The organism is Streptomyces sp. NPDC017940 (genome assembly GCF_044328435.1).
Classification (GTDB): domain Bacteria; phylum Actinomycetota; class Actinomycetes; order Streptomycetales; family Streptomycetaceae; genus Streptomyces.
This window is the reverse complement of the sequence record NZ_JBIRHJ010000002.1, coordinates 255,685-279,375: the sequence shown is the minus strand read 5'-3', so window position 1 is coordinate 279,375 and position 23,691 is coordinate 255,685. Positions and strand designations below refer to the sequence as shown.

Genomic DNA, 23,691 nt, shown 5'->3' with positions numbered 1-23,691 from the left:
GATCACCGAGAGGAGAGAGCCCATGCAGAAGGACGTCATCCACAACGACCCGCTCGCGGAGGACGAGACGAACCGGAAGCCGAGCGTCGGCATCACGGTCACCGTCCCGTTCCGCAACGCCGAGGACGGCGAAGAGAGCGTCGAGGACTGATCCTCAACCGGCCGGACCCGGGGCGCCCCGGGTCCGGCCGGCCCGCACCACCGCCGGGACCCCCGGGTCCGGCCGGCCCTCACCACCGTCAGGAGAGAGCGCCCATGCGCGTACTGCTGGTCAACATGCCCTGGTCGCCCATCGACCTGCCGTCGCTGGCCCTCGGCATCCTCAAACGGAGTGTGGACGAGCGCGTCCCCGGCGCCAGTGCCGAGGTCCTGCACGCCAACCTGATGTTCACCGACTGGATCACCGAGCGCACCGAGTTCACCGGCGACGACTACGAGTACTACGCGCTCTCCTCGTACTTCATGGGCTGCGGGGACTGGGTCTTCTCCTCCGCCCTCTACGACGACCCGGCCTGGCGCGACGACGAGTTCACCGCCACCATGACCGGCAAGCTGAAGTCGGCGCGGATGAGGATGACGCGCGAACTGCACCGCACCGTCCCCGAGTTCGTGGACATGATCGCCCGGCAGATCGTGGCGGACGGACCCGACGTCGTCGGCTTCACCTCCACCTTCCAGCAGAACACCGCCGCACTCGCGGCCGCCCGCCGGGTCAAGGAACTCGCCCCGCACATCGTGACCGTCATGGGCGGCGCCAACTGCGACGGCGAACAGGGCGCCGCCGTGCACCGCAACTTCCCCTTCGTCGACCACGTCGTACGCGGCGAGGGCGAAGCCGCCTTCCCCGGCCTGCTCACCGCGCTCACCGAGAGGACCCCGCTCGACGACATCCCCGGCCTCTGCCACCGCGACGCGGCCGGGAAGAGCGTCGCCAACGCGATGGCGACCAAGCCGCTGCCGCCCGCCGCGATCCTGCCCCCCGACTACAGCGGCTACTTCGAGCGCCTCGCCGCGTCGGTGGCCCGCAACTGGGTGGAGCCCAAACTGGTCGTCGAGGGCGCCCGCGGCTGCTGGTGGGGCGAGAAGCACCACTGCACCTTCTGCGGGCTCAACGGCTCGTTCATGGAGTTCCGCTCCAAGAGCCCGGACACCTTCTACGAAGAGATCATGGACCTGGCCCGCCGCCACCGCGTCCTCGACATGTACGTCGTCGACAACATCCTCGACATGCGCTATCTGACGACCGTCCTGCCCCGCATCATCGACAGCGGCTACGACCTGCGCCTGCACATCGAGATCAAGGCCAACATGAAGCGCAGCCAGCTGCGCACCCTCGCCGACGCCGGACTGATCTACGTACAGCCCGGCATCGAGAGCCTCAACAGCCGGGTCCTGGACCTGATGGACAAGGGCGTCAGCGGCTGCCAGAACATCCGGATGCTGCGCGACGGCGCCGAGACCGGCCTCTCCGTCGCCTGGAACTATCTGCACGGCTTCCCCGGTGAGAGCGCCGAGGACTACGACCCGGTCATCGCGCAGATCCCCGCCCTCGAACACCTCGACCCGCCCGTCGACCTGTCCGCCCGGATCGCGATCGAGCGCTTCAGCCCCTACTTCGAGCGCCCCGAGCTCGGCTTCACAGGACTGCGCCCCGAGGCCCACTACCGCTTCACCTACGACCTGCCCGAAAAAGAGCTGTACGACATGGCGTACGTCTTCGAGGCGCCCGCCCGCGGCATCGGCGAGCCCACGGTCGGTGCCCTCAACGCGGCACTCGCCGACTGGAAGAAGCACCACACGGACGCCCGCCTCACCCACGACGACCACGGCGAGCGCATCGTCCTCGTGAGCCGCAGACGCACCTTCGACTGGCGGGCCATGGAGCTGACCGACCCCTTCGAGCTCGCCGTCTTCCGCCTCCTCGACCAGCCGCACAGCACCTCGGCCCTCACCCGCAAGGCCGCCGCGCGCGTGCCGGGCGCCGCCCGCGACGAGGAGCAGGTCCAGGAACTCCTCGACTCCTGGCTCGCCCTCGGCATCGTCTTCGCGGACGCGGGTCAGTACGTCCACATCGCCCCGGCCGCGGTCAACGAGGACCTGCTCCGCCTGGACTTCATGCGGCACATCCACGCCGAACCCGCGGAAGCGGGCGCCGCCGTCCCCGAACCGGCCTGACCCGCCCGGGAGATCCCGGCACCCCAGGAACCTCAGGCACCCCAGGCCCCCCAGGAACCACCAGGAGTCCGATGACCCCCACCCTCACCACGCCGACGCTCCTCGCCTGGCGTGACTACGACCCCGCCGCGTGCGAGCTGCCCGGCATGTTCCTCGGCGAGGTGCCACTGCCCGGTCCTGCCAAGGGCGAGGCCGCGCGCCTGTGGGAGCTCGGCGCCCGCAGGGTGCGGCTGCCCGCGCCCGTCGACCTCACCGCCACCGAAGAACCGGCCGCGGTCCTGCACGCCCTGAGCCTCGTACGCGACCTGACAGCGCGGGCCGTGATGGTCGAGTGGGACCTGCGGCTCGCCCCGGACGCGGGGGAGACCTGGCGGGTGCTCAGCCACCTCCAGCCACCCGCCGCGCTGCTCGGCCCGAAGAGCGCCGAGGAGTCGCTGCGCTCCTGGCGGCGCGGGCACTACCTGTGCAAGTGCCTGTGGCGCAAGGGCCCGGGCTTCCTCCAGATCCGCGACCGCCGCTGGGGGGAGCTGCGCCGCTTCACCGCCGACGAACCCGAGTACGAGAGGGCCGTGGACCTGCTCGACCACGGCGCCCGCGCCGACACCGTGCCGCAGGCCGCCCTCGACGACTTCCGCTCCGAGCAACTCGTCCTGGACGTGGGGGAGTACGCCTGGTGGCTCCCCTACCGCGTCAGCCGCTGGCTCCAGCAGTCGATCGCCATCTGAGGGGGAGCCGGCCCGGGACGCGGCCCGAGGTCCCGGGCCGGCCGCCCGCACCTAGGCGCGCGCCCCGAGCTGCCGTGCGGCCGCGTCCACCGTCTGGGCCAGGAGCACCGCGATCGTCATCGGCCCCACGCCACCGGGGACCGGCGTGATCAGGGAGGCCCGCTCACGGGCGCCTTCGAAGTCGACGTCCCCGACGTTGCCCGCGTTGTATCCGGCGTCGACGACCACGGCGCCGGGCTTGATGTCCGCGCCGCGGATCAGCCGCGGCCTGCCGACGGCCGCGACGACGACGTCGGCCTCGCGCAGGTGCGCGGACAGGTCCGCGGTACGGGAGTGGCAGTAGGTGACGGTGGCGTCGCGGGCGAGCAGCAGCATCCCGACGGGTCTGCCGAGGATCGCGCTGCGGCCCACGACGACGGCGTTCTTGCCGGAGAGGTCCACGTCGTGAGCGTCGAGGAGCCGCACGATGCCGCCCGGCGTGCACGACACGAAGCCCGGCCTGCCGAAGCTCATCGCGGCGAACGAGCTGAGCGTGACGCCGTCGACGTCCTTCTCCGGCGCGATCGCCTCGAACGCGGCCCGCTCGTCGATGTGGTCGCCGACCGGGTGCTGGAGCAGGATGCCGTGCACCGTGGGGTCCTCGGAGAGCGCCCGCAGCGTGTCGACGAGTTCCCCCGTCGTGGTCGCGGCGGGCAGCGCGAGGTGCCGCGAGGCGATGCCCGCCTTCGTGCAGCGGTTCTGCTTCATGCGCACATAGGTGACCGATGCGGGGTCCTCGCCGACGAGGACGGTCGCGAGACAGGGCGCGGCGCCCGTGCGACGGGTGAGCTCCGCGGCGCGGGCCGCGGTCTCCTCGACGACGCGCCGGGCCAGAGCGGTGCCGTCCATGAGCCGGGCCGAGCCCGAGCCGGGGGCCGTGGGGACCGTCGCGGGGGTGCCGTACGTGGTGGGGGACATGGCCGCCTCCAGGCGTGCTTGACCAGTCGCCCAGGCGCACGGCATCGACATCTGTGTCAGACCGCTCCCCGGTGGTACTCCACCCAAGCGCCAGTCACGGCCCGCAGACCACTCTAGCCCCACCGCGCTGTGACCCGGCGGTCGGGCGGGCCGCCGCCGCGGCCCCCGGCCGGAGTGTTCCCGCCGGGGGCCGCGCACGGGGGCAGGGGGCTAGGGGCGGTTGTCGATCAGGTCCTGGACCTGGGGGTAGATCTTGTCCATGCGGGTGCCGATGTTGTTCGGGCAGGAGCCGCCCCAGTGCAGGGCGATCACCTTGTGCGAGGAGGAGGCGAGGACGGGGGAGCCGGAGTTGCCGCCCGATGTGTCGCAGTTGTACCCGACGTCCTCGGTGCCGAGCTGTGCGTTCCGTATCCCGCACAGGGCGCCGCCGTCGCGCTCCTCGTAGATCGATATGCGCTTGGGCCTGGCGTCACCGTGTCCCGCTATGTAGGTCGCCTCGCCCGCGACCGGCGCGCGGTTCTCCAGGAACAGCGTGCCGAACTGGGTGATCCGGTCGAAGTCGTCGACGTCGAACAGCGTGAAGTCCAGGCTCGGCGAGGTGCGCAGGAGGGCCTTCGCGCCGACCTTGGTGCCGGGGCGCGGGTCGTTGCCGCCGCAGGTGGCGCAGTCGTAGTCGAACTGCACCTCGATGGTGTCGAGTTCGGCCTGGTTCTTCACGCAGTGGTTGTTCGACATCATGTGGTTGCCCCGGCCCACGCGCCAGGCGGTGCACCAGCCGTTGCCGTTCTTCAGCATGCGCGCCACCCCGCGCGACGCCGCGTACTGCGCCGGATGGCTGGTCCGGTAGCAGACCGCGTCACGGCGGCCGTCGGCACCGCACACGCTCCGCGGGTTCCTGGCGTCGATCTCCGCCCCGGTGTAGCCGCGCCAGTACCGGTCGATGCGCGCGGCCGAATCCCGCCCCCTACGGGTGTGCAGGGTGACCACGGCGGTGTCCCCGTCCACGGACATCGCGGCGAAGCCGGCACGGCCGTGCCGGGTGAAACTCGCGTCGCCGCGCGGTGCGGCCCCCCGGGTGGGGTCGGCACGGTAGGTGTGCACCTCGCGTCCGGCCGGGTCGGCCACCGTCAGGCGGTCGCCGGGCGCCAGCGCGAGGCGGGCGAAGTGGACCTTGACGTAGGCCGCTCCGGGGTGCCGGATCTCGTGCCGTGTCCGGTTCCCGGCGGACTTGAGGGCGATGTCGACGGCTCTTTCCTCGCCGACGGCCGGGACCGGCGAGGCCTCGGCGCGTGCCGGGGCGGCGTCGCCCGCCGACGTCGGCGCGGCGGGTACCAGGGTGGCCGCGGCCGCGAGGGCGGCGGCCATGAACAGGCGCTTCAACACAGATGTCTCCTCGGTGGGGGCGAGCTGCCGCGCACGGGCGTGCCGGTGTGCGTCGGCTTCTCCGAGCGCTCGGGAGGCCGACGCCGACTCCGTACGGGGCACTGACGACCCCTGAGGATAGGTCTGTACATGACAAAAAGTGAGACGTGTGCCGGTCAGAGATGGGCGAGTGGGGCGGCCGGTCGCCCCGACCGAGCGCCGCGGCGACCCCACCCGGAACTCCCTGCCGCATGGCGGAGCCGTGGCGGACGGCCGAACAGGGCTCCCGCCCCACGTCCCCGGCACGCCGCGGGAACTGCCCCTGGCGCCCCGTGGTGTCACGGTCCTGCGCCGCCTACGCTGAATCCCCGGCAGGAAAGGGGCCCATGACGTGACAGCTCCCGGTACCCCGCCCGGCGCGCCGCGGCCGCCCGTCGTCCGCGTGCAGGGCGGCACGCTCCAAGGGCAGTGGGGGAGCGAGGTCGCCGTCTTCCGCGGGATCCCGTACGCGCGGCCGCCGGTCGGTGCGCTGCGCCTGGCGCCGCCGGAGCCCGCCCCGCCCTGGGAGGGGACACGGCGGGCCGACACCTTCGGCGAGAGCCCGCCGCAGTCCCTCGCGCTCGGCATGGCCGCGGAGCCCGACGGCCTGGCCGAGGGGACCGGGGACTGGCTGACGGTGAACGTGTGGACGCCGGATCCGGCGGCCGGGGCCGGGCTGCCCGTCCTGGTGTGGATACACGGCGGTGTCTACATGATCGGCACCTCCGACGGACCGGCCTACGACGGCACGGAGCTCGCCCGCCGCGGCACGGTCGTCGTCACGTTCAACCACCGGGTCGGTGCGGAGGGCTACGGCCAGTTCGAGGGCGCGGTGCCCAACCGCGCGCTGTTCGACCAGGTCGCCGCGCTGCGCTGGGTGGGGGAGAACATCGCCGCGTTCGGGGGCGAGCCCGGCCGGGTGACCGTCTTCGGGGAGTCGGCGGGGGCGGGCGCCATCGCCGCCCTGCTCGCCATGCCCCGCGCGGCGGGACTCTTCCGCAGGGCGGTGACACAGAGCGTGCCGGGTCCCTTCTACGGCACGGACCTCGCCGCGGACATCGGGTCCGCCGTCGCGGCGGAGCTCGCGGTCGCGCCCACCCTCGCGGAGGTGGCGGCGGCGACCCCCGCCGCGCTCCGGGACGCGGCCGACACCGTGCTGGGCGGCATCTCCCGCCACGAGCCCCGCTGGGGCCGGGCCGCGCGGGCCCGCATGCCCTTCGCCCCCGTGGTCGACGGTGACGTGCTGCCGTGCGTGCCCTGGGAGGCGCTGCGGGCGGGACGGAGCGCCGGTGTGGAGCTGCTCTGCGGCCACACCAGGGACGAGACGCGCCTGTTCACCGTGCTCGCGGGGCGCCTCGGCCGGGTGACGGAGGAGGAGGCCGCCGCCACCCTCGCGTGGTTCGCGCCCGACGACGCGGGCCGGGCCGCCTACCGCGCGGGCCCCGCCGCGGCCGACCCCACCGCCCTCGCCGACCTGGTCCTCTCGGACTGGCTGTTCCGCATGCCGAGCCTCCACCTGGCCGAGGCGCACGCCGAGGGCGCCGGCACCGCGTACCTGTACGAACTCACCTATGAAGCCCCCGGGTTGGGAGGCGCGCCCGGCGCCTGCCACGGGCTCGACGTCCCGCTCGTCTTCGGCACGTTGCGCAGCGACATCGGGACTCTGCTCCTGGGCGCGGAGCCCCCGCCCGCGGCCGCCGCCCTGTCGGCGCGGATGGCGGGCGCGTGGACGGCCTTCGCCGCGACCGGCGACCCGGGCTGGCCCCCGTACGGGGCACGGGACCGGCTGACCCACGTCTTCGACGCCACGTCCCACACCGCCCCCTACCCGGAGGAGGCGTCCCGGCTGATCTGGTCCCGGCACGAGTTCACCGCCATGGAACCGGTCCCGGGCGCGGAGACCGGCCGGGCGGCCCGGCGGCCCTGAGCGCGTCAGGGTGCACCTCGCCGCACCTCTGGCTCACGCCCGAAGGCCCCGAACCCCAGCCTGGGGGAGGGCCCGGGCCCGGCCGCGCCGCGTCCGGACGTTCCACGCTCGACGCCTGCGGCGAGTGGTTCACGCTGCTCACCCCGGACCCGGCCCGCTGGGAGCGGTTCGTCACCGGACCCTGGCCGGTGCGCGTCGAGCACCTCCCCGAAGAACACGCCGTCCGCTGGGGTCTCGGCCCGCACGGGGCGCTGCTCGTCCGGCCGGACGGTCACATCGCCGTCCGCAGGGACGGCCCGCCGCGGCAGGGCGACACGGAACTCCGTGCCGCCCTCGCCGCGATCACCCGGCCGACGCCCCCGTGAGGTATCCCTTGAGCGTGAAGCCCGGTGCGGTCGCTTCGGCCGGGGTCGGCGGGATCCGCCGGTGGAGGAGGCGGCGGGCCGCGATGTGGTCGCCGGGGCGGTTCACGGACTCGACGGCCCGCAGCTCGTTCCCCCGGAAGAGGAGCACCGAGAACGCGTCGGGGTGCTCACCGAGCACCACCTCGCGGTCGGGCGCCTTGTCGAACCCGGCGATCTGAAGGGTCGTGGAGAACTGACGGCTCCAGAACCAGGGCAGTTCGTCGTAGGCGCGCAGGCTCCCCGTCAGCCGCTCGGCGACGAGCCTGCCGTGGCCGACGGCGTTCTGCACCGATGCGAGCCGCAGCCGCTCCCCGGTGCGGGGCGCGGGGAACGACGCGCAGTCACCGACGGCCGAGATGTGCGGATCGGCGGTCAGCAGCCGCGCGTCGACGGTGATGCCGTCGTCCACGGGCAGACCGGCCGCTGCGGCCGGCTCCGTGTGCGGGACGGCGCCCACCGCGACCAGGACGAGGTCGGCGGGCAGCCGCAGCCCGGCGGCCGTCTCCACCGCCGTCACCTCCCCGCGGCGGCTCCCGTGCAGCGCCGCCACCCTCTGGCCGAACAGCACGCGGGTGCCCGCTTCCCGGTGCAGCCGGGTGAAGTGCGCCGCGGCCCGCGCCGACACGACGCGGGCTAGGGGGCGGCTCTGTGCCTCCACGACCGTCACCGCACACCCCGACTCCCGGGCCACGGCGGCGAACTCGAGCCCGATGAGCCCGGCGCCGATCACCACCGCGCGGCGGGCGGCGGCGAGCGAAGCCCCGAGCGCGGCGGCGTCCCGCGCGGTGCGCAGGGTGTGCACGCCGCGCAGCCCGGCCCCCGGCACGCCGAGCGTGCGGGCGCGGGCCCCGGTGGCGAGGACGAGATGGCCGTACCCGTACGAGGACCCGTCGGCGAGGCGGACCGCGCGCGCCGTCCGGTCGATCCCCGTCACGGTGCCCGCGACCAGATCGATCGACTGGTTCACGTAGTACGTGGCGGGCCGCAGCCACAGCTGCTCGTCGCCGCGGAGGTACGCGCCGTCCTCTAGGTACGCCTTCGACAGCGGCGGACGTTCGTAGGGCAGCGCGTCCTCGCCGCTGATGAGGGTGACGCGTCCCTGGTAGCCGTGTTCGCGCAGGGACACCGCGGTCTGCTGGCCGCCCTGTCCCGCTCCTACGACGACGACGGAAGCGGGCGGTGCGCCGGTGCTCATCAGTACTGCCGTTCCGGGAGGCGGACGACGAGGCCGTCGAGGTCCTCGGTGACCTGGAGGCGGCAGCTCAGCCTGCTGCCCTCCCTCCGGGGGGCGGCGGTGAAGCCGAGCATGTCGTCCTCGTCGGGCCGCGGCGGCTCCGGCTTGTCGAGGGTGGCCTCGTCCACGTAGACGTGGCAGGTGGCGCACTGGGCGTTGCCGCCGCACTGGGCGACGATCCCGGGGACGTCGTTGAGGACCGCACCGCGCATGACGCTCGTCCCGACCGGGACGTCGATCGCACGCTCGGTGCCTTCGGCGGTGATGTACGTGATGTTGGGCATGGAGGAACTCCTCGACGGCGCCCGGCCGCACGCGGGAGCGCGCCGCGGCACGGACGCTGGACAGGTGAAGTAAGGGAAGAGCGAAGGAAGGGAAGTGCGAAGGGAGGGAAATGCGCAGGGAAGTGCGGAAGTGATCGTTGCCGTTGGGGGACGCGACACCCCTGACGGCTCGCCGCCAGTCGTGGGCCGTGGGGACACGCGAAGTCCGGGGCCCGGGGAATGGCGGTGCGGCGGAGCGTAGCAGAGGAAATCCGGGTCGGGCTATCGGACCATCGGGCCATCGAACCGTCGGGCCAGGGGGCTACGGGGCTACGAGGTTTCCGAGGGGGTGGCGCGGCGGGCGCGGCCGCGCCGGGGGTCGGGCAGGCGGTGGGTCATGAAGGGCCTGCTGGTGCAGAACTCCTGGAACCTGAGGGCGGCTTCGGAGAGATAGCCGTCCCCGTTCCACACCAGGGACAGGACGCGGTGGCAGCCCGGCGCGTCCATGTGCACCCAGGCGACAGGGACCGCGACGTCGGTGCCGACGCGGCGGGAGATCGCCGGGATCAGGCCGATGCCGAGGCCCGCGCTGATCATGTCCTGGCTCGCGCCCGGCTCGTCGCCCTCGCAGGACAGCTGCGGGGTGAGGCCTTCGGCCGCGAACAGCCGGTCGAGCAGGGTGCGTTGCCAGTGGCCGCGGCGTGTGGTGACGAAGGGCTCGTCGGCGATCTCGGGGACGGTCACCTTCTCCCGTCCGTCGAGCCGGTGCCCGCGCGGCACCGCGAGCAGCACCTCCTCGCGGGCCAGCTCCACGGACTTCAGGCCGGTGCCGGTCAGCGGCTGCGACGCCACGCAGAAGTCGACCTCGCGGGCCCGCAGCCTGCGGTCCATCTCCTCCGCCGTCGACTGGAAGAGCCGGACGTCGGCGCGGGGGTGCGCGGCCCGGAAGCTGCCGAGGAGATGAGTGATCGTCAGCAGGGTCTCGGAGGCGACGCTCACCCGGCCGAGCCCGGTGTCACGGGCGTCGCGCAGCGCCCTGCGGCCGTCGTCCAGCTCGCTCAGGGCGCGGTCGACGTGCCGCAGGAAGATCGCGCCGTACGGGTTGAGCCGGATGCGGCGGCCCTGCCGGTCGAACAGCGGGGAGCCGAGCTCGGCCTCCAGACGCGCGATGGTGCGGCTGAGGGAGGGCTGGGCGACGCGCAGCTCCTCCGCGGCCCGGCTGATGTGCTCGTACCGGGCGACGACCTGGAAGTAACGCAACTGCAAGAGATCCACGGTCCACCTCCACTCATGCCCGCACAGTCATCGTTACATAGCGAAACCGGTCTTGGAACGCATAAGCGAACTTCCCTACGGTCGTCCACGGGTCACCGCGCAGATTCCGGACCACCGCGTCCGACACCTGCACACGCGATGCGGCCGGCCCCCCCCAACGCCCCCCATTCCCTCGTCGACTGTCGAAGCAGGAAGGTCGCACCATGAGCGCTGCGGATCTGGCCCGGCTCCAGTTCGCGGCCACGACCGGCATCCACTGGCTGTTCGTGATCCTCACCATGGGGCTGGTCCCCCTTGTGGCGATCATGCACACCAGGGCCGCGTTCACCCGTGATCCCGTCAAGAGAGCGGTCGGGGAGCGCAGGACGCGCTTCTGGGGCCAGCTCTATGTCATCAACTACGCGGTCGGCATCGTCACCGGCCTCGTCATGGAGTTCCAGTTCGGCCTGAGCTGGAGCGGCCTGAGCAAGTTCGCGGGCAATGTCTTCGGCGCCCCGCTGGCACTCGAAACCCTCATCGCCTTCTTCGCCGAGTCCACCTTCCTCGGCATGTGGATCTTCGGCTGGGGCCGCCTGCGCAAGGGCGTACACGTCACGCTCATCTGGCTCGTCGCCCTGACCGCGTACGCCTCCGCGTACTGGATCATGATTGCCAACGGCTTCATGCAGCATCCCGTCGGCTACGAAGTCCGCGACGGGGCCGCCTACTTGACCGACTTCGGGGCGCTCCTGAGCAACTCCAGTGCCCTGGTGGCGCTCGTCCACGTCGCGCTCGCCGCGCTGACGACGGGCGGCGTCTTCGTCGCCGGAGTGAGCGCCCACCACTTCCTCGGGCGCACCACGGAGACCGAACTGTTCCGCGGGTCCCTGCGCCTCGGGCTCTGGACGGCCGCGGTCGCCTCCTTCTTCGTGGTCGTCGTCGGCGAGATGCAGCGGCCCGTGATCGAACGGACCCAGCCCATGAAGGACGCGGTGCTGAGGAACAGCGGCGTCGCCGAGGCGCAGGCGCGGCTCGTCGAGGAGCACGGGCCCGGCGACTACGTGCCCTGGCAGGACACGGTGCGGATCTCGATGGACGTGATGACCGTCATCGGCAACACCGTGTCCACCATCACGCTCATCGCCGTCGTCCTGCTGTGGAGGGACTGGCTGCTGCGCCGCCGCCTCGTCCTGTACGTCCTGGTGGCGATGGTCCCCTTCCCCTTCGTCGCCTCCGTGGGCGGCTGGGTGGTGCGCGAGGTCGGGCGGCAGCCCTGGCTGGTCTACGGACAGTTGACGGTGGAGGACGCGTTCTCCGGTGTGAGCACGACGGCGGTGGCCGTGTCGTGCACCGTCTTCGTCGCCGTCTTCGTCGCACTCGCGGTGACGAACTGGACGCTGATCACGCGCTTCGCCCGGCGTGGCCCGGACGCCACACAGCTCGGTACGACCGAGCCGCTCCCCGCCACCGAATCGCCTGTGGCCACCGGGCCGCTCCCCGTCGGCCTGTCCGCCGGGCCGCCGTCGCAGGCACCCACGTCCCCCTCTGCCACGGAAAGGTGAGCGAGATGAGTCTGGAGACCCTGTGGCTGGCCCTCCTCGGCCTGCTTCTCGCCGGGTACTTCGTGCTCGGCGGCTACGACTACGGCGTGCAGATGCTGCACCCCTGCTTCGGCAGCCGGGACGGCGCGGCAAAGGAGCACGGGGGCCGCAACGGCGCCCTCGACGCCATCGCGCCGTTCTTCCTCGGCAACGAGGTCTGGCTCGTCGCCTTCACCGGCGTCCTGTTCGGTGCCTTCCCGCACCTGGAGGGCACCCTGCTCTCCGGCCTCTACCCGTTGATCGTGGCGATCCTCGTCGGCCTCGTCCTCGGCAACGCGGCGATCCAGCTGCGCGGCCGCTCCGGCGGGGCCCGCGCCCGCCGGGTGTGGGGCGCCCTGATCGTGTTCGGCGGCGCGCTGCCCGCCCTGTGCTGGGGGCTCGTCGTCGGGCTGCTGCTGCACGGCGTGCCGCGGCGGGCCGACGGAAGCTTCCACATCGGCTTCGGTGCCGTGTTCTCGCCGTTCGTGCTGGCCTGCGGCGTGACCACCGCGCTCCTGTTCGCGGCGCACGGCGCGGGCTTCGTCGCGCTGCGCTCCGGACCCGAACTCGCCGCGCACGCACTCGGGGTGGGGGCGCGGCTGCTGCGCGGAGTCGCCGCCGTCGGCGCGCTCGCGCTGCTCCTGACGCTGTTCGGGGCGGGCGCCGCCATGACGAACCGCGTGACCTCGGCTGTCGTCGCCGCCCTGCTCGCGGCGGCGCTCGCCGGAGCCTGGTGGTCGTTCGTCCACGGGCACCGCGTCCGGGCGTTCGCGGCCACCTGCTGCGCGACCGCCCTCCCCGTGCTCCTGGTGGGGGCGGGGCACTACCCGTACCTCCTGATCAGCTCGGCGGGCACGGGGCTCGACATCGGCCACGCCGTCACCGACCACGCCACCTTGAGGATCCTCAGCGGGTTCGGGGTCCTGGTGGTCCCGGTGGTCCTCGCGTACCAGTCGTGGAGCTGGTGGGCCTTCCGGGGCCGCACGGGCCGCCGCCACCCCAGCTACTTCTGAAGTTACTCTGCGCCCTGGCGGCGGGTGCCCGAACGTGTAAGAAGGGCACCACCCGATGTGCGGCACACGCATCGGGGACCGCCCCGCAGCCGCTGAGAGAGGCCGTGATCACGATGTCCCACCCCGCCGGCGCACCGCAGCCCTACAGCAACTACCAGAACGAGATCTATCTGAACGGCCTGTTCGGCATCGCCCCCGAACACCCCATGGGCTTCCGCGAGCTGGCGGAACGGGCCCGGCACGCCATGCCACCCGGGGTGTGGTCGTACGTGGCAGGCGGTGCCGGGGACGAGTGCACCCAGGACGCCAACAGCGCCGCCTTCGCGCGCTGGGGCCTGGTCCCGCGCATGCTCGTGGGCGCCGAACGGCGTGACCTGTCCGTCGACCTGTTCGGTACGACACTGCCCTCGCCGCTGTTCATGGCGCCCGTCGGAGTCCTCGGCATCTGCGCACGGGACGGGCACGGGGACCAGGCGACCGCCCGTGCCGCCGCCCGCACCGGCGTGCCCATGGTCGCCTCCACGCTGAGCGCCGACCCGATGGAGGAGGTCGCGCCCGAACTGGGCGACACCCCCGGCTACTTCCAGCTCTACACCCCGACGGACCGGGCCCTGGCGGAGAGCCTCGTCCACCGCGCCGAGGAAGCGGGCTTCGCGGGCATCGTCGTCACCCTCGACACCTGGATATCGGGATGGCGCCCCCGTGACCTGGCCACCGCCAACTTCCCGCAGCTGCGCGGCCACTGCCTGGCCAACTACACCAGCGACCCCGCCTTCCGCGCCCTGCGCACCCCGGGACGCGAGAACGACCCCGGTGACCTCGCCCTGACCTGGGCCCGGATCTTCGGCAAGCCCCTCACCTGGGACGACCTTCCCTGGCTGCGGTCCCTGACCACGCTGCCGCTGATCCTGAAGGGCATCTGCCACCCCGACGACGCGCGGCGCGCCAAGGACCTCGGCGCCGACGGCGTCTACGTCTCCAACCACGGGGGCCGCCAGGCCAACGGCGGGCTGCCCGCGCTCGACGTCCTGCCCGAGGTCGTCGAAGCCGTCGACGGACTGCCCGTCCTCTTCGACTCCGGGGTGCGCTCCGGCGCCGACGTCGTCAAGGCCCTGGCCCTCGGCGCCACGGCCGTGGGCGTCGGCCGCCCCTACGTCTACGGTCTGGCCCTGAACGGCACGGACGGCGTCGTGCACGTGCTGCGCTCACTGCTCGCCGAAGCGGACCTGACCATGGCGGTCGACGGCTACCCCGCCGTCGCGGACCTCGTCCCGTCCGCGCTGCGCCGCGTGTGCTGCGGTGCGGGCGGCCGCGAGCACCGATGAGCGCGGCACCGTGCACGGATGAGGCACCGTGCACGGGTGCGTCGCCGTGAGCGGCTGGGTCACCGGGGGCCGGACGGCCCGCCCGCATCGGCGAGCAGGTCGTCCAGCTCCGCCGCGAACAGCAGGGCGGCGTCGAACCCCATGCCGGTGAAGTGCCCGGCGAGCTCCAGGGACAGGACGCCGTGCAGCCTGGTCCAGAAGGACAGCGCCCGGCGCAGGGCGGCGGGGGGTGCGGGGTGCTCGACGGCCCAGGTCCGGTGCTCTTCGAGGTGGGCGTCGAGCGGGGACGCGGGGGCGCCGGGGAGCGCCGGGGGGCAGGCGTCGAGCAGCGCCGTCATGATCTCGTCCGCGATGGCGGTGGTGTCGTCGGGCGCGTGGTAGCCGGGGACCGGGGTGCCGTAGATGAGGAAGTACCGCTGGGGATCGTCCAGGGCCCAGCGGCGCAGGGCATGCGCGAGGACGCCGAGCCCGGTGCCGGGTCCGGAGACCGCGCGGATGGCGTCGGCGAGGCTGCGGTAGGCGTCCCTGATGAGTTCGGTGATCAGCTCGTCGCGGTTGAGGTAGTACCGGTAGAGGGCGGGGCCGCTCATCCCCATCTGCTTGGCGATCGCGTTGAGGGAGAGCGCCGAGGCTCCGGCGGTGGCGATCTGCTCCCGGGCGTGCTGCTTGATCTCCGCCCGGATCTGGGCGCGGTAGCGCTCGCGCGGGGTCGTCGTGCTGCTCGTCGTCGCCATGGCGGGCCGCTTTCCCTCCCTCGTCAGCTATAGGCACATGTTCTAGTGAGAAGCTATCACGAGGGCTATTGCCGAGGGCTACTGACGAGTGCTTCTCGCCGGACCCCTGATCGTCGCGGTCGTCGCGGTTCAGGTGAGGGGCAGCTCGGCAAGGACGGTCGTGCCGGTGCGGGAGGGGCGGATCGTGGTGTGGGCCGTGTAGGCCTCCACGAGGGCGAGGCCGCGCCCGGACTCGGCGTGGAGGAGGTCCGCCGGGTCCTCGGCGGGGTCGGTGCTGTGCACGCGGTCGGTGCCGTTCGCGCGGTCGGGGCTCTCCACGAGGCCGAGGCTGTCCACGCGGCCGGGGCCGCCTGCCCCGGTGCGCCGCGTGACGCTGCGGTGCCAGCAGCCGGTGTCGTGGACCTCGATCTGGAGGGCGTCGGGGATGAGCCGGAGCCGCAGGGTGACACGGGGGCTGCCGCTGTGCAGTATGACATTTGTGACCAGCTCAGTGACGACGAGCGTCAGTGCCTCGCGGGCGTCGGCGCCGAGGTGCCAGGCGCGCGCGGACGTCGTCGCGAAGCGGCGCATGGCCGGGGCGGCCTCCGCCGTGGCGGGCAGGCTGGTGAGCGCCTCACGCTGCGCGCCCCTCCGCCCCGGGAACGCCATGGCGTCGGCCGGGGCCGCACCGGTGCCCGTTCGGGGTTGGTGCTCGTGCTGGGCGGTGATCATGCGGTCCTCCCGCTTGCTTGGCCCGCGGTGTCGCAACGCTGGTGCCTCTCACGCTGACAACCGGCAGGGGCCAAAAACAATCAGTGCCGGGCGAAATACGGATACGCAAAGAAACCCGGAAGGCCTGGTGGACAGCGGTCGGGAGCGATGTGGTCACACAGGGTGAGGCATTCTGGGTGGGTCGGATCCGGCGGACGCTGACCGAAAAGGGCGCCGGCCCCGTGCTCGTGCTCGTCGGCGGAGCCGCGGGCACCGGCAAGAGCCGTCTGCTGCGCCGCCTGGCCGGGCTGCCGGAAGCGGCGGGCACGGTGGCGACCTGGCGGTGCGGCGAGGGAAAGCCGCCGGTGATCGACACCGAGCGGCCCGCGCTGGTCCTGGTGGACGACGTGCACCGGGCCGACGACGAGGAGCTGGCCCGGGTACGGGGTCTCCTGCGGAACCCGTGGCCGCGGCTCGCCGTCGTCGTCACCTACCGCCCCGAGGAACTGGCGTGCCCCGGTCTGCCGCTCGGCCCTGCCCCGCTCCGGTACGGGGACGACCTCGTCGTGCTGCGTCACGTGGTGCGGCCGTGGGACGCCGGGCAGGTGGAGGAGGCGGCCAAGGAGGTCCTGGGGGAGGGGTGCACGCCCCAGGCCGTGGCGCGGCTGCACGAGCGGTCGGGCGGCGTGGCGCGGGTGGTGACGGATGTCCTTGCCGTCCTGCGGGACAGCGCGGGAAGGCGCTGCACCCCGGCCGACGTCGACGCGGCGGGCGTCCCCGTCCGCCTCGCCGAGCTGATACTGAGCCGCACGCACGCCCTGCCGGGGCCCGCGCGGCGCGTGGTGTGGGCAGCGGCGGTCCTCGGCGAGCCCGCGACCGCCGAGGACCTGCTGGAGGTGGCGGGGCCCGAGGACGGTGGCGCGGGTGCGCCGAGCGCCCCGGGGCCGGAGCGCGAGGGCTTCCCAGGGCCGGAGGACGGCGGACAGGGTGCCCCGGTGGCTCCGGCTGGGGGAGGTGCGGGCCAGGGTGCGCTGCTCGGCGCCCTCGCGCGGGCCGCCCTGGTGGAGGACGCCGAGCACCGTTACGCCCTGCCGGTCCCGCTCGCGGCGGCGGCCGTCCTGGAGACGGTACCGGGGCCCGTACGCCAGGAGCTGCACGGCCGGGCGGCGGCCGTGCTGCAACGCCGGCAGCCGGTGCCCTGGGCGGCCCTCGCCCGCCACCACCGGGCCGGGGGCCGGGTGGTGGCCTGGCTGCGGGCCGTCGAGGAGGCGGCAAGGCAGGCCGCCGCCGAGGGCCGCCACCAGGACGCCATCACCCTGCTCGAAGGCACCCTCGCGTCCCCCCTCGTACCGCAGCACGCGCGGGCGCGCCTCGCCCCCGTGCTCGCGGGCAGCGCCGTCGTCGGCCTGCGCTCGGACCAGACGGTCGAGGTCCTGACGCAGATCGTGCGGGACGAGGGGCTGCCCACGGCCGTACGCGGCGAGATGCGCCTGGACCTGGGGCTGCTCCTGTGCAACCAGGTCGGCATGAGCACCCACGGCTGGGCCGAACTGGAGCAGTCGGCAGCGGAGCTGCGCGAGGAGCGGCCGGAGCTGGCGGCCCGGGCCATGTCGGCGCTCGCGATGCCCTACTGGCCGGGGAACTCCCTGGAGGTCCACCTCGCCTGGATGCGGGACGCCGAGGCGGCGAGCGCGGACAGCGGCGACGAGGTCGTGGAGACCGCGGTGGCCGCGAACCGGGCGGGCCTCGCCCTCAGCTACGGCAACCCCGAAGGCTGGCAGTTGTTGCAGGCGTTGCCCTTCGACAGCCCGGACCCCCGCTGCCGCAGGCACGTGGCGCGCGGCCTGTGCAACGCCGCTGACTCCGCGGTCTGGCTCGGCTACTACGACCGGGCGCGCGAACTCCTCGCCGACGGCCTCGAACTGTCCGCCCGCAGCGGGGCGCCCTACACCGAGCGGACGGCACTCGGCACCCGGCTGCTGCTGGAATGGGCCACCGGACGGTGGGAGGGCCTCGGCGAACGCTGTGCGGAGTTCGTCAGGGAGACAGACGACATGCCCGTCATCTCCGCCGACGCCCGCACCGTCCTCGGCCTGCTGAACCTCGCCAGGGGCGGCTGGGGCCCGGCGGCGTCATGGCTGTCCGGCAAGGACGCGCCCCTGGCCGAGCACGCCGCCGCGCCCCTCGGAGCGACACTCGCGGGAGCCCTCATCCGGCTGGCCCTGGCACGGCAGGACTTCGCGGGCGCCGCGGAGCAGGCCCGTACCGCATGGGCGAACATCCTGGCCAAGGGCGTCTTCGTATGGGCGGCGGAACTCGCGCCGTGGGCCGTGGAGGCGCTGGCCCGCGACGGTGACGCGCCCGGGGCCCGCTGCATCGTGGACGCCTTCGCCCGGGGTCTGCGCGGCCTGAAGTCCCCCGCCGCCGAGGCGTCCCTGGTGTGGACCCGAGCCGTGCTCGCCGAAGCCACGGGCGACCTGGAGCAGGCCGTGACCCGCTACCAGGAGGCGGGGGCCGCGTTCGCCGCGCTGCCCCGGCCCTACGCCAGGGCCCTGACGGCCGAGGGTGCCGGGCGCTGCGGCCTGGAGCTCGTGGACCTCGGGACGTACGGCGACGACGGGGGCGCGGGCACGGAAGGGGGCGGCGCGCGCCCCGGGGCCGCGGACGGCGGCGCGCACGGCGGACGCCGCGACCGGGCCCTGGCGGAACTCGCCTTCGCCGCCCGGCAGTTCGGCGACCTCGGTGCGGCCTGGGACGCCGCCCGGGTACGCGCGGTGTCCCGTGCCCACCAGCCGGAGAAGGAGAAGGACCGGCGCAGGCCGGGGCGGCCCTCGTACCGCGACCAGCTCTCGCCCCGGGAGCGCGAGGTCGCGGAGCTGGCGGGCAACGGCCTGACCAACCGCGAGATCGCCACCACGCTGCACCTGTCGCCCCGCACCGTCGAACAGCATGTCGCCCGGGCCATGCGCAAGCTCGGCACCGCGACCCGGCAGGAACTGGCGATCGTCGGCAGCTACTCCGACGAGGCGGCCGAGACGGCCGAGACGGCCGAGGTGAACGAGACGGCCGAGGCGACCGGAGCGGCCGAGGCGACCGGAGCGGCTGCAACGATCGAAGTCGCTGAAGCCGAGGCCGCCAAGGCCGCTGGAACCTCCGAAGCCGCCGCGGCCGAGAAGCGTGCAATCACCCCGGAGCCAAGCGCCGTTGACGGCCCCGGCACCGGCATGACCATCAAAACCCCAGGTCAGGACTAGACCAACCCGGCGGGAAGCGCTGGTTAATTGCGTATCCGTAGGTTGGGGCCTCCGGATAGGCGCGGTGTCCGCTCGGCCATAAGTTCCCTGCCATCCGGTTGGTCGAACGTTCATCTGACGCGGGCCATGCCTGACGGACGCACGTTCGGCCGACCGGTGTCGTGCAACGGCACGCAGCAGGGATCCAGCCAAGTGCCTCGCCCACCTGACGGCGAGGCGGGGGGCTCTGCCGTCACCGCGCACGGCTCGGGCGCCGATGACCCGGCACCCGAACCGTGCGTCGCCCGCGCACCACCGCGCCTGCTGAACCCCCACACACCCCGGTTCCACCCTTCAGCAGGCGCGGGACGTTTGTCATGCACGGTACGAACCGCTGGTCCGGCGCGTCCTGGACCGGCCCGTGAAAGGCAGCTTTTTGAAGGGTTCCACACGCACACGCATATCCCTCCTGGCCGCGGCGACGGCCGCGGCCGTCCTCGGCACCGGAGTCACCACCGTCCTCGCAGCCCCGGGCCCGGACCGCGCCGACGCACCCGGCGCCTCCGTGGCGAAGGCGGTACCGACCGAGCGCGTCATCGTCGGCTACCGGGCAGGTACCGACGAGGCGAAGTCCAACACCGACGCGGACAAGGACGTCCGCGCCAAGGCGAAGGACGTCGGCGAGAGCCTCGACTTCGACCGGCGCCTCGGCACCGGCGCGGCTCTCGTCGACCTCGGCGACAAGCTCGACAGCAAGGACGTCAAGGAGGTCATGGGCGCTTTCGCGGCCGACCCCGACGTCGCCTATGTGGTTCCCGACGGCCGTATGTACGCCGCGGCCGACCCCAACGACGCCCTGTACTCCCAGCAGTGGGACCTGTTCGAGAGCCGTGCGGGCATGAGGGTCCCTGGGGCCTGGGCCAAGGGCGTGACGGGCGCGGGCGTCAACGTCTCGGTGATCGACACCGGTTACGTCGCGCACTCCGACCTGGCCGCCAACGTGGTCTCCGGGTACGACTTCGTCTCCGACCCCTGGATGGCCCAGGACGGCGGCGGCCGCGACAGCAGCGCCGCGGACCCCGGCGACTGGATGAACCGCGGCGAGTGCGGCACGGACGCCAACGGGCAGCCCGTCCCCGCCCGCGACACCAACAACTCCTGGCACGGCACACATGTCGCCGGCACCGTCGCAGCCGTCGGCGGCAACGCCAAGGGCATCACGGGCATCGCCCACAAGGCGAAGATCCAGCCCGTGCGCGTGCTCGGCAAGTGCGGCGGCACGACCGCCGACATCATCGACGCCATCACCTGGTCGTCCGGCGGCACCGTACGCGGCGTGACGAACAACCCGTACCCCGCCGACGTCATCAACATGAGCCTGGGCGGCGGCGGCGCGTGCGACGCGGGCACCCAGAGCGCCATCGACGCCGCCGTGGGACGCGGCACCACGGTGGTCGTCGCGGCCGGGAACTCGAACGCCAACGCCGCGAACTTCAACCCCGCGAGCTGCAAGAACGTCATCGCCGTCGCGGCCGGTGACCGCGAGGGCAACAGGGCGTCCTACTCCAACTACGGCAGTGTCGTGGACGTCACCGCCCCCGGCGGCGAGACGTCGCCGAACACCGCGAACGGCATCCTGTCCACGCTGAACTCCGGCACCCGCGGCGTCGGCAGCGAGAACTACGTCCCGTACCAGGGCACCAGCATGGCCGCACCGCACATCGCGGGCCTGGCCGCGCTGATGTACCAGGCCAGGCCCGGCATCACCCCGGCCCAGGTCGAGTCCACCGTCAAGAGCAACGCCCGCCCCCTTGCCGGGTCCTGCTCCGGAGGGTGCGGCGCGGGCCTGGCGGACGCGACGGCGACCCTGACGGCACTCGGCTCCTGATCGGCGGTCGTACGGCTCGGGGCCCGGTGCCGTCACGGCACCGGGCCCCTCCGTGCGTACCCGGGACCGGGGCGGCGGTTCAGGCGAGCCCGAGCAGCAGCCCGGAGAGTTCGGCGGGCATTGTGATCATGCAGTCGTGGCCCGTCGGCAGCTCCCACACCCGGGACGGGGAGCCGTTCGGCTGGACCGCCGGGACGGGGCGCCGGGTGATGCCCTCCGGGACGCCCACGACGCAGTGGATGTGTGCGCGCGGGACGGCGCGCGCGGCCGGGTTGTCCAGGCGCACGGGCTCCTCGAGGCAGCGCACCGGCTGGTCCGAGAGCAGCGAGCGCAGCCAGGCGACGTCCGCGGGGTCCGTGACGCCGAACAGGCCCGCGGGCGGCGGCAGTTCGGCGGGCGGCGGCACCCGCCACCCGCTCTCGGACCGGCGGGCCAGGTCGACGAGGGCCCGGGTGGCGGGCAGGACGTCGACCGCCGTCTCGCCGTCCTCCGGGACCATCGCGTCCAGGTGGACCAGGTGTGCGATCCGGTCCGGAACCCGATGGGCCACGGAGGAGACGACGAGACCGGCGTAGCTGTGCCCCACGAGCACCACGTCGGTGAGGTCCTGCTCGATGATCAGCCCCACCACGTCGGCGATATGCGTGTCCAGGCCCACCTCGGGGCCGAGCAGGTGCGCCTTGTCGCCGTAGCCGGTCAACGACGGGGCGAGCACCCGGTGGCCCGCCGCCTCTAGCAGCGGCACCACCCGGTCCCAGCACCGTCCGCTGTGCCAGGCGCCGTGCACCAGAAGATAAGTCGGCATACTTCGTTCCATCCTTCGCAGAGTGCGGGATGACGAGAAAAGCGGGACGCTGTCCCGCTTGAGATGACGATACGGAACGCCGTCCCGTTCATGTGGGCGGGGCGAGGGGAGAGTGCGGATGGAGGCCGGTGGACGGGATCTCGCGCGTACGGCGCGGCGGCCCAAGCGGGCGGACGCGCGGCGCAACGAGGCGGCGCTGCTCGACGCGGCCGCCGCCGTCTTCGTCGCGTCGGGCGTGGAGGCGCCGATCCGCGACATCGCGGCGCGGGCGGGCGTCGGGACCGCCACGATCTACCGGCACTTCCCGACCCGGGCGGACCTGATCGTCGCCGTCTACCGGCACCAGGTGGAGGCCCTCGCCGAAGCGGGACCCGAACTCCTCGCGGCGGAGGCGTCCCCGCACGACGCCCTCGCGCGCTGGATCGACCTCTTCGTCGACTTCGTCGTCACCAAACACGGACTCGCCGCGGTGCTCCAGTCCGACGACCCCTGCTTCGACCCCCTGCACACCTACTTCCTCGACCGGCTCCTGCCCGAGTGCGACCGCCTCCTCGGCGCCGCGGCGGCCGCCGGCGAGATCCGCTCCGGCCAGGACGCCTACGAACTCCTGCGCGGCGTCGCGAGCCTGTGCGCGGGCGCGGGCGGCAACCCCCGCTACGACACGCGCCGCCTGGTCGGGCTCCTCGTCACGGGACTGCGGCTGCCGCCCCGGCCCGCCGCCGAGCAGCGCCACGGCGGGTAGCGGACAGAACCTGACCGCAATGCCTGGGACGGTGGACACCGCCGGGGCAGGCCAAGGCTCCCCGGCGCGAGCCACCGACGAGTCGAACCGCGAGCCCCTCAGGAGTCCCATGCGCCCCCAAGCACCCGGCGGTGAGCCGGGGACCGTGCTCGACACCCGCGCCCTGAACCGCGCGACCCTGGCCCGCCAGCTGCTCCTGGACCGCGCGGACACACCGGTCGTCGACGCCGTCGCCCACCTCGGGGGCCTACAGGCCCAGGAGCCCCAGGAGCCGTTCACCGGCCTCTGGTCACGGCTGCGGGGCTTCGCGCCGGACTCGCTCTGCGACCTGCTCGTCGAGCGGCGCGTGGTGCGTACGCATCTGATGCGCCGCACGGTGCACCTCGTCACCGCCGACGACGTCCTGGCCTGGCGGTCCCGGCACGACGCGATGCTGCGCCAGCGGGTGCTCGGCGTCTACCGCCGTGACCTGGAAGGCGTGGACCTCGACGAACTGGCGGCGGCGGGCCGCGAGGCGCTGGCCGACGGCGAGCCCCGCACGATGGCCGAGCTCGTCCGGGCGGTCGCCGACCGCTGGCCCGGGGCGGCCCCCCGCGCCCTGGGGGAGATGCTGATCGCCGGTGTCCTGCCCATGGCCCAGGTGCCGCCGCGCGGGCTGTGGCGCACCAAGGACGGGGTGCGCAACCTCCCGCTCGCCCTGTGGCTGGGGCGCGACGTCGACCCACTGCCCGACGACGGCTCCGACCCCGTCGGGCAGGTCCTCGTACGCCGCTATCTGGCCGCCTACGGCCCGGCGGCCACGGCCGATCTGCGGGCCTGGAGCGGTCTCGCCGGGCTGCCGGCCGCGGTCGCGGCGACGCGCGGGGAGCTGGTCGCCTTCCGGGACGAGCGGGGCCGTGAGCTGCTCGACCTCCCCGACGCGCCGCGTCCGGACCCCGACGTGCCCGCGCCGGTGCGCTTCCTGCCCGCGTTCGACAACGCGATCCTCGGCTACGACGACCGCACCCGGATCATCGACGACGCCCACCGCCACCTGTCGGTCGACGGCGCTCGTGTCGTCCTGGTCGACGGCCGGGTCGCGGCGACCTGGACTGTCAGCAAGGGCGACAGGAGCGGCAAGGGAGGCAGGAGCGGCACGGGCAGCACGAGCAGCCGGGGCGGCCGGTGCGACGCGGGCACGGTGTCGGTCACCCCGCTGCGGCGCCTCTCCCGTACCGAACACGCCGCCGTCACCGAGGAGGGGCAGGCCCTCGCGGCGTTCCTCTCCGACGGCGGGAGCGAGCGCGTGGAAGTGGCCCCCGGGTGACGCGGGACCCGTTCGGGAAGCGGGCCGGACCTGCT

The 23,691-nt window shown here is 73.5% G+C and carries 20 protein-coding genes and 1 riboswitch; of the genes, 12 read left to right on the top strand and 8 right to left on the bottom strand.

Annotated features, from left to right (window positions below; translation table 11 throughout):
- Positions 1-22 precede the first annotated feature (22 nt).
- The 3 genes from ACH4DX_RS07340 (at position 23) to ACH4DX_RS07330 (ending at position 2,900) form a co-directional block, all read left to right on the top strand.
- Entirely contained in the window at positions 23-151 is a 129-nt protein-coding gene (locus ACH4DX_RS07340) for a hypothetical protein (protein WP_263972716.1), read from the top strand.
- Positions 152-255: 104 nt separating this feature from the next.
- Complete coding sequence (locus ACH4DX_RS07335) at positions 256-2,175, top strand: RiPP maturation radical SAM C-methyltransferase (RefSeq protein WP_398154360.1); 1,920 nt, start codon at positions 256-258, stop codon at positions 2,173-2,175.
- Positions 2,176-2,246: 71 nt separating this feature from the next.
- On the top strand, positions 2,247-2,900 hold the full coding sequence (locus ACH4DX_RS07330; RefSeq protein WP_398114257.1) for a DUF5825 family protein: 654 nt from the start codon (positions 2,247-2,249) through the stop codon (positions 2,898-2,900).
- A 51-nt stretch (positions 2,901-2,951) separates the two neighbouring features.
- Here ACH4DX_RS07330 and ACH4DX_RS07325 read toward each other — a convergent pair whose 3' ends face one another.
- Both ACH4DX_RS07325 and ACH4DX_RS07320 read right to left on the bottom strand, forming a co-directional pair.
- Positions 2,952-3,788, bottom strand: a complete 837-nt coding sequence (locus tag ACH4DX_RS07325) for a bifunctional 5,10-methylenetetrahydrofolate dehydrogenase/5,10-methenyltetrahydrofolate cyclohydrolase (RefSeq protein WP_398116003.1) — start codon at positions 3,786-3,788, stop codon at positions 2,952-2,954.
- A gap of 90 nt (positions 3,789-3,878) precedes the next feature.
- Positions 3,879-3,965, bottom strand: a riboswitch (ZMP/ZTP riboswitch).
- Between the two features lie 102 nt (positions 3,966-4,067).
- Complete coding sequence (locus tag ACH4DX_RS07320; RefSeq protein ID WP_398154359.1) at positions 4,068-5,240, bottom strand: trypsin-like serine peptidase; 1,173 nt, start codon at positions 5,238-5,240, stop codon at positions 4,068-4,070.
- A gap of 370 nt (positions 5,241-5,610) precedes the next feature.
- Between ACH4DX_RS07320 and ACH4DX_RS07315 the strand changes: the two genes are divergently transcribed.
- A complete protein-coding gene (locus ACH4DX_RS07315; protein ID WP_398154358.1) occupies positions 5,611-7,185 on the top strand; it encodes a carboxylesterase/lipase family protein in 1,575 nt (524 codons plus the stop codon).
- A complete protein-coding gene (locus ACH4DX_RS07310) occupies positions 7,110-7,550 on the top strand; it encodes a hypothetical protein (protein WP_398116001.1) in 441 nt (146 codons plus the stop codon). The genes ACH4DX_RS07315 and ACH4DX_RS07310 overlap by 76 nt, the downstream gene beginning before the upstream one ends.
- Here ACH4DX_RS07310 and ACH4DX_RS07305 read toward each other — a convergent pair.
- From ACH4DX_RS07305 to ACH4DX_RS07295, 3 genes are all read right to left on the bottom strand, one after another.
- On the bottom strand, positions 7,528-8,784 hold the full coding sequence (locus tag ACH4DX_RS07305) for an NAD(P)/FAD-dependent oxidoreductase (RefSeq protein WP_398154357.1): 1,257 nt from the start codon (positions 8,782-8,784) through the stop codon (positions 7,528-7,530). The genes ACH4DX_RS07310 and ACH4DX_RS07305 overlap by 23 nt on opposite strands.
- Positions 8,784-9,107, bottom strand: a complete 324-nt coding sequence (locus ACH4DX_RS07300) for a 2Fe-2S iron-sulfur cluster-binding protein (RefSeq protein ID WP_398154356.1) — start codon at positions 9,105-9,107, stop codon at positions 8,784-8,786. Before ACH4DX_RS07300 ends, ACH4DX_RS07305 begins: the two co-directional genes overlap by 1 nt.
- A 309-nt stretch (positions 9,108-9,416) precedes the next feature.
- Positions 9,417-10,361: a LysR family transcriptional regulator gene (locus tag ACH4DX_RS07295; protein WP_398154355.1), complete on the bottom strand. Its 945-nt coding sequence runs from the start codon at positions 10,359-10,361 to the stop codon at positions 9,417-9,419.
- Between the two features lie 203 nt (positions 10,362-10,564).
- Between ACH4DX_RS07295 and ACH4DX_RS07290 the strand changes: the two genes are divergently transcribed.
- From ACH4DX_RS07290 to ACH4DX_RS07280, 3 genes are all read left to right on the top strand, one after another.
- On the top strand, positions 10,565-11,902 hold the full coding sequence (locus ACH4DX_RS07290) for a cytochrome ubiquinol oxidase subunit I (RefSeq protein ID WP_398154354.1): 1,338 nt from the start codon (positions 10,565-10,567) through the stop codon (positions 11,900-11,902).
- A gap of 5 nt (positions 11,903-11,907) precedes the next feature.
- The gene (locus tag ACH4DX_RS07285) at positions 11,908-12,933 is read left to right on the top strand and encodes a cytochrome d ubiquinol oxidase subunit II (protein ID WP_398114243.1); all 1,026 of its coding nucleotides are present in this window, start codon (positions 11,908-11,910) and stop codon (positions 12,931-12,933) included.
- A 113-nt stretch (positions 12,934-13,046) separates the two neighbouring features.
- Positions 13,047-14,258, top strand: coding sequence for an alpha-hydroxy-acid oxidizing protein (locus tag ACH4DX_RS07280; protein WP_398154353.1), 1,212 nt, complete (start codon positions 13,047-13,049; stop codon positions 14,256-14,258).
- 59 nt (positions 14,259-14,317) lie between these two features.
- On the opposite strand, the gene ACH4DX_RS07275 is transcribed toward ACH4DX_RS07280, so the two are convergent.
- On the bottom strand, positions 14,318-14,992 hold the full coding sequence (locus tag ACH4DX_RS07275) for a TetR/AcrR family transcriptional regulator (protein WP_398114241.1): 675 nt from the start codon (positions 14,990-14,992) through the stop codon (positions 14,318-14,320).
- A 129-nt stretch (positions 14,993-15,121) separates the two neighbouring features.
- Entirely contained in the window at positions 15,122-15,703 is a 582-nt protein-coding gene (locus ACH4DX_RS07270) for an ATP-binding protein (protein ID WP_398154352.1), read from the bottom strand.
- A 176-nt stretch (positions 15,704-15,879) separates the two neighbouring features.
- On the opposite strand from ACH4DX_RS07270, the gene ACH4DX_RS07265 reads away from it, so the two are divergent.
- The gene (locus ACH4DX_RS07265; RefSeq protein WP_398154351.1) at positions 15,880-18,936 is read left to right on the top strand and encodes a LuxR C-terminal-related transcriptional regulator; all 3,057 of its coding nucleotides are present in this window, start codon (positions 15,880-15,882) and stop codon (positions 18,934-18,936) included.
- Positions 18,937-19,351: 415 nt separating this feature from the next.
- Entirely contained in the window at positions 19,352-20,803 is a 1,452-nt protein-coding gene (locus ACH4DX_RS07260) for a S8 family peptidase (protein WP_398154350.1), read from the top strand.
- A 79-nt stretch (positions 20,804-20,882) separates the two neighbouring features.
- On the opposite strand, the gene ACH4DX_RS07255 is transcribed toward ACH4DX_RS07260, so the two are convergent.
- Positions 20,883-21,608 (bottom strand): alpha/beta fold hydrolase, encoded by a 726-nt coding sequence (locus ACH4DX_RS07255; RefSeq protein ID WP_398154349.1) that lies wholly within the window; start codon positions 21,606-21,608, stop codon positions 20,883-20,885.
- A 118-nt stretch (positions 21,609-21,726) separates the two neighbouring features.
- Here ACH4DX_RS07255 and ACH4DX_RS07250 point away from each other — a divergent pair, with 118 nt between their 5' ends.
- Positions 21,727-22,350 carry a TetR/AcrR family transcriptional regulator gene (locus tag ACH4DX_RS07250; protein ID WP_398154348.1) on the top strand — a complete coding sequence of 208 codons (624 nt, stop codon included), beginning with the start codon at positions 21,727-21,729 and terminating at the stop codon, positions 22,348-22,350.
- 109 nt (positions 22,351-22,459) lie between these two features.
- On the top strand, positions 22,460-23,656 hold the full coding sequence (locus tag ACH4DX_RS07245) for a winged helix DNA-binding domain-containing protein (protein WP_398154347.1): 1,197 nt from the start codon (positions 22,460-22,462) through the stop codon (positions 23,654-23,656).
- Positions 23,657-23,691: the final 35 nt, after the last annotated feature.

Coding starts and splice junctions, on each gene's coding strand:
- ACH4DX_RS07340 (WP_263972716.1), top strand. CDS start 23: ATGCAGAAGGACGTCATCCACAACGACCCGCTCGCGGAGGACGAGACG.
- ACH4DX_RS07335 (WP_398154360.1), top strand. CDS start 256: ATGCGCGTACTGCTGGTCAACATGCCCTGGTCGCCCATCGACCTGCCG.
- ACH4DX_RS07330 (WP_398114257.1), top strand. CDS start 2,247: ATGACCCCCACCCTCACCACGCCGACGCTCCTCGCCTGGCGTGACTAC.
- ACH4DX_RS07325 (WP_398116003.1), bottom strand. CDS start 3,788: ATGGACGGCACCGCTCTGGCCCGGCGCGTCGTCGAGGAGACCGCGGCC.
- ACH4DX_RS07305 (WP_398154357.1), bottom strand. CDS start 8,784: ATGAGCACCGGCGCACCGCCCGCTTCCGTCGTCGTCGTAGGAGCGGGA.
- ACH4DX_RS07300 (WP_398154356.1), bottom strand. CDS start 9,107: ATGCCCAACATCACGTACATCACCGCCGAAGGCACCGAGCGTGCGATC.
- ACH4DX_RS07290 (WP_398154354.1), top strand. CDS start 10,565: ATGAGCGCTGCGGATCTGGCCCGGCTCCAGTTCGCGGCCACGACCGGC.
- ACH4DX_RS07285 (WP_398114243.1), top strand. CDS start 11,908: ATGAGTCTGGAGACCCTGTGGCTGGCCCTCCTCGGCCTGCTTCTCGCC.
- ACH4DX_RS07280 (WP_398154353.1), top strand. CDS start 13,047: ATGTCCCACCCCGCCGGCGCACCGCAGCCCTACAGCAACTACCAGAAC.
- ACH4DX_RS07275 (WP_398114241.1), bottom strand. CDS start 14,992: ATGGCGACGACGAGCAGCACGACGACCCCGCGCGAGCGCTACCGCGCC.
- ACH4DX_RS07270 (WP_398154352.1), bottom strand. CDS start 15,703: ATGATCACCGCCCAGCACGAGCACCAACCCCGAACGGGCACCGGTGCG.
- ACH4DX_RS07255 (WP_398154349.1), bottom strand. CDS start 21,608: ATGCCGACTTATCTTCTGGTGCACGGCGCCTGGCACAGCGGACGGTGC.
- ACH4DX_RS07250 (WP_398154348.1), top strand. CDS start 21,727: ATGGAGGCCGGTGGACGGGATCTCGCGCGTACGGCGCGGCGGCCCAAG.
- ACH4DX_RS07245 (WP_398154347.1), top strand. CDS start 22,460: ATGCGCCCCCAAGCACCCGGCGGTGAGCCGGGGACCGTGCTCGACACC.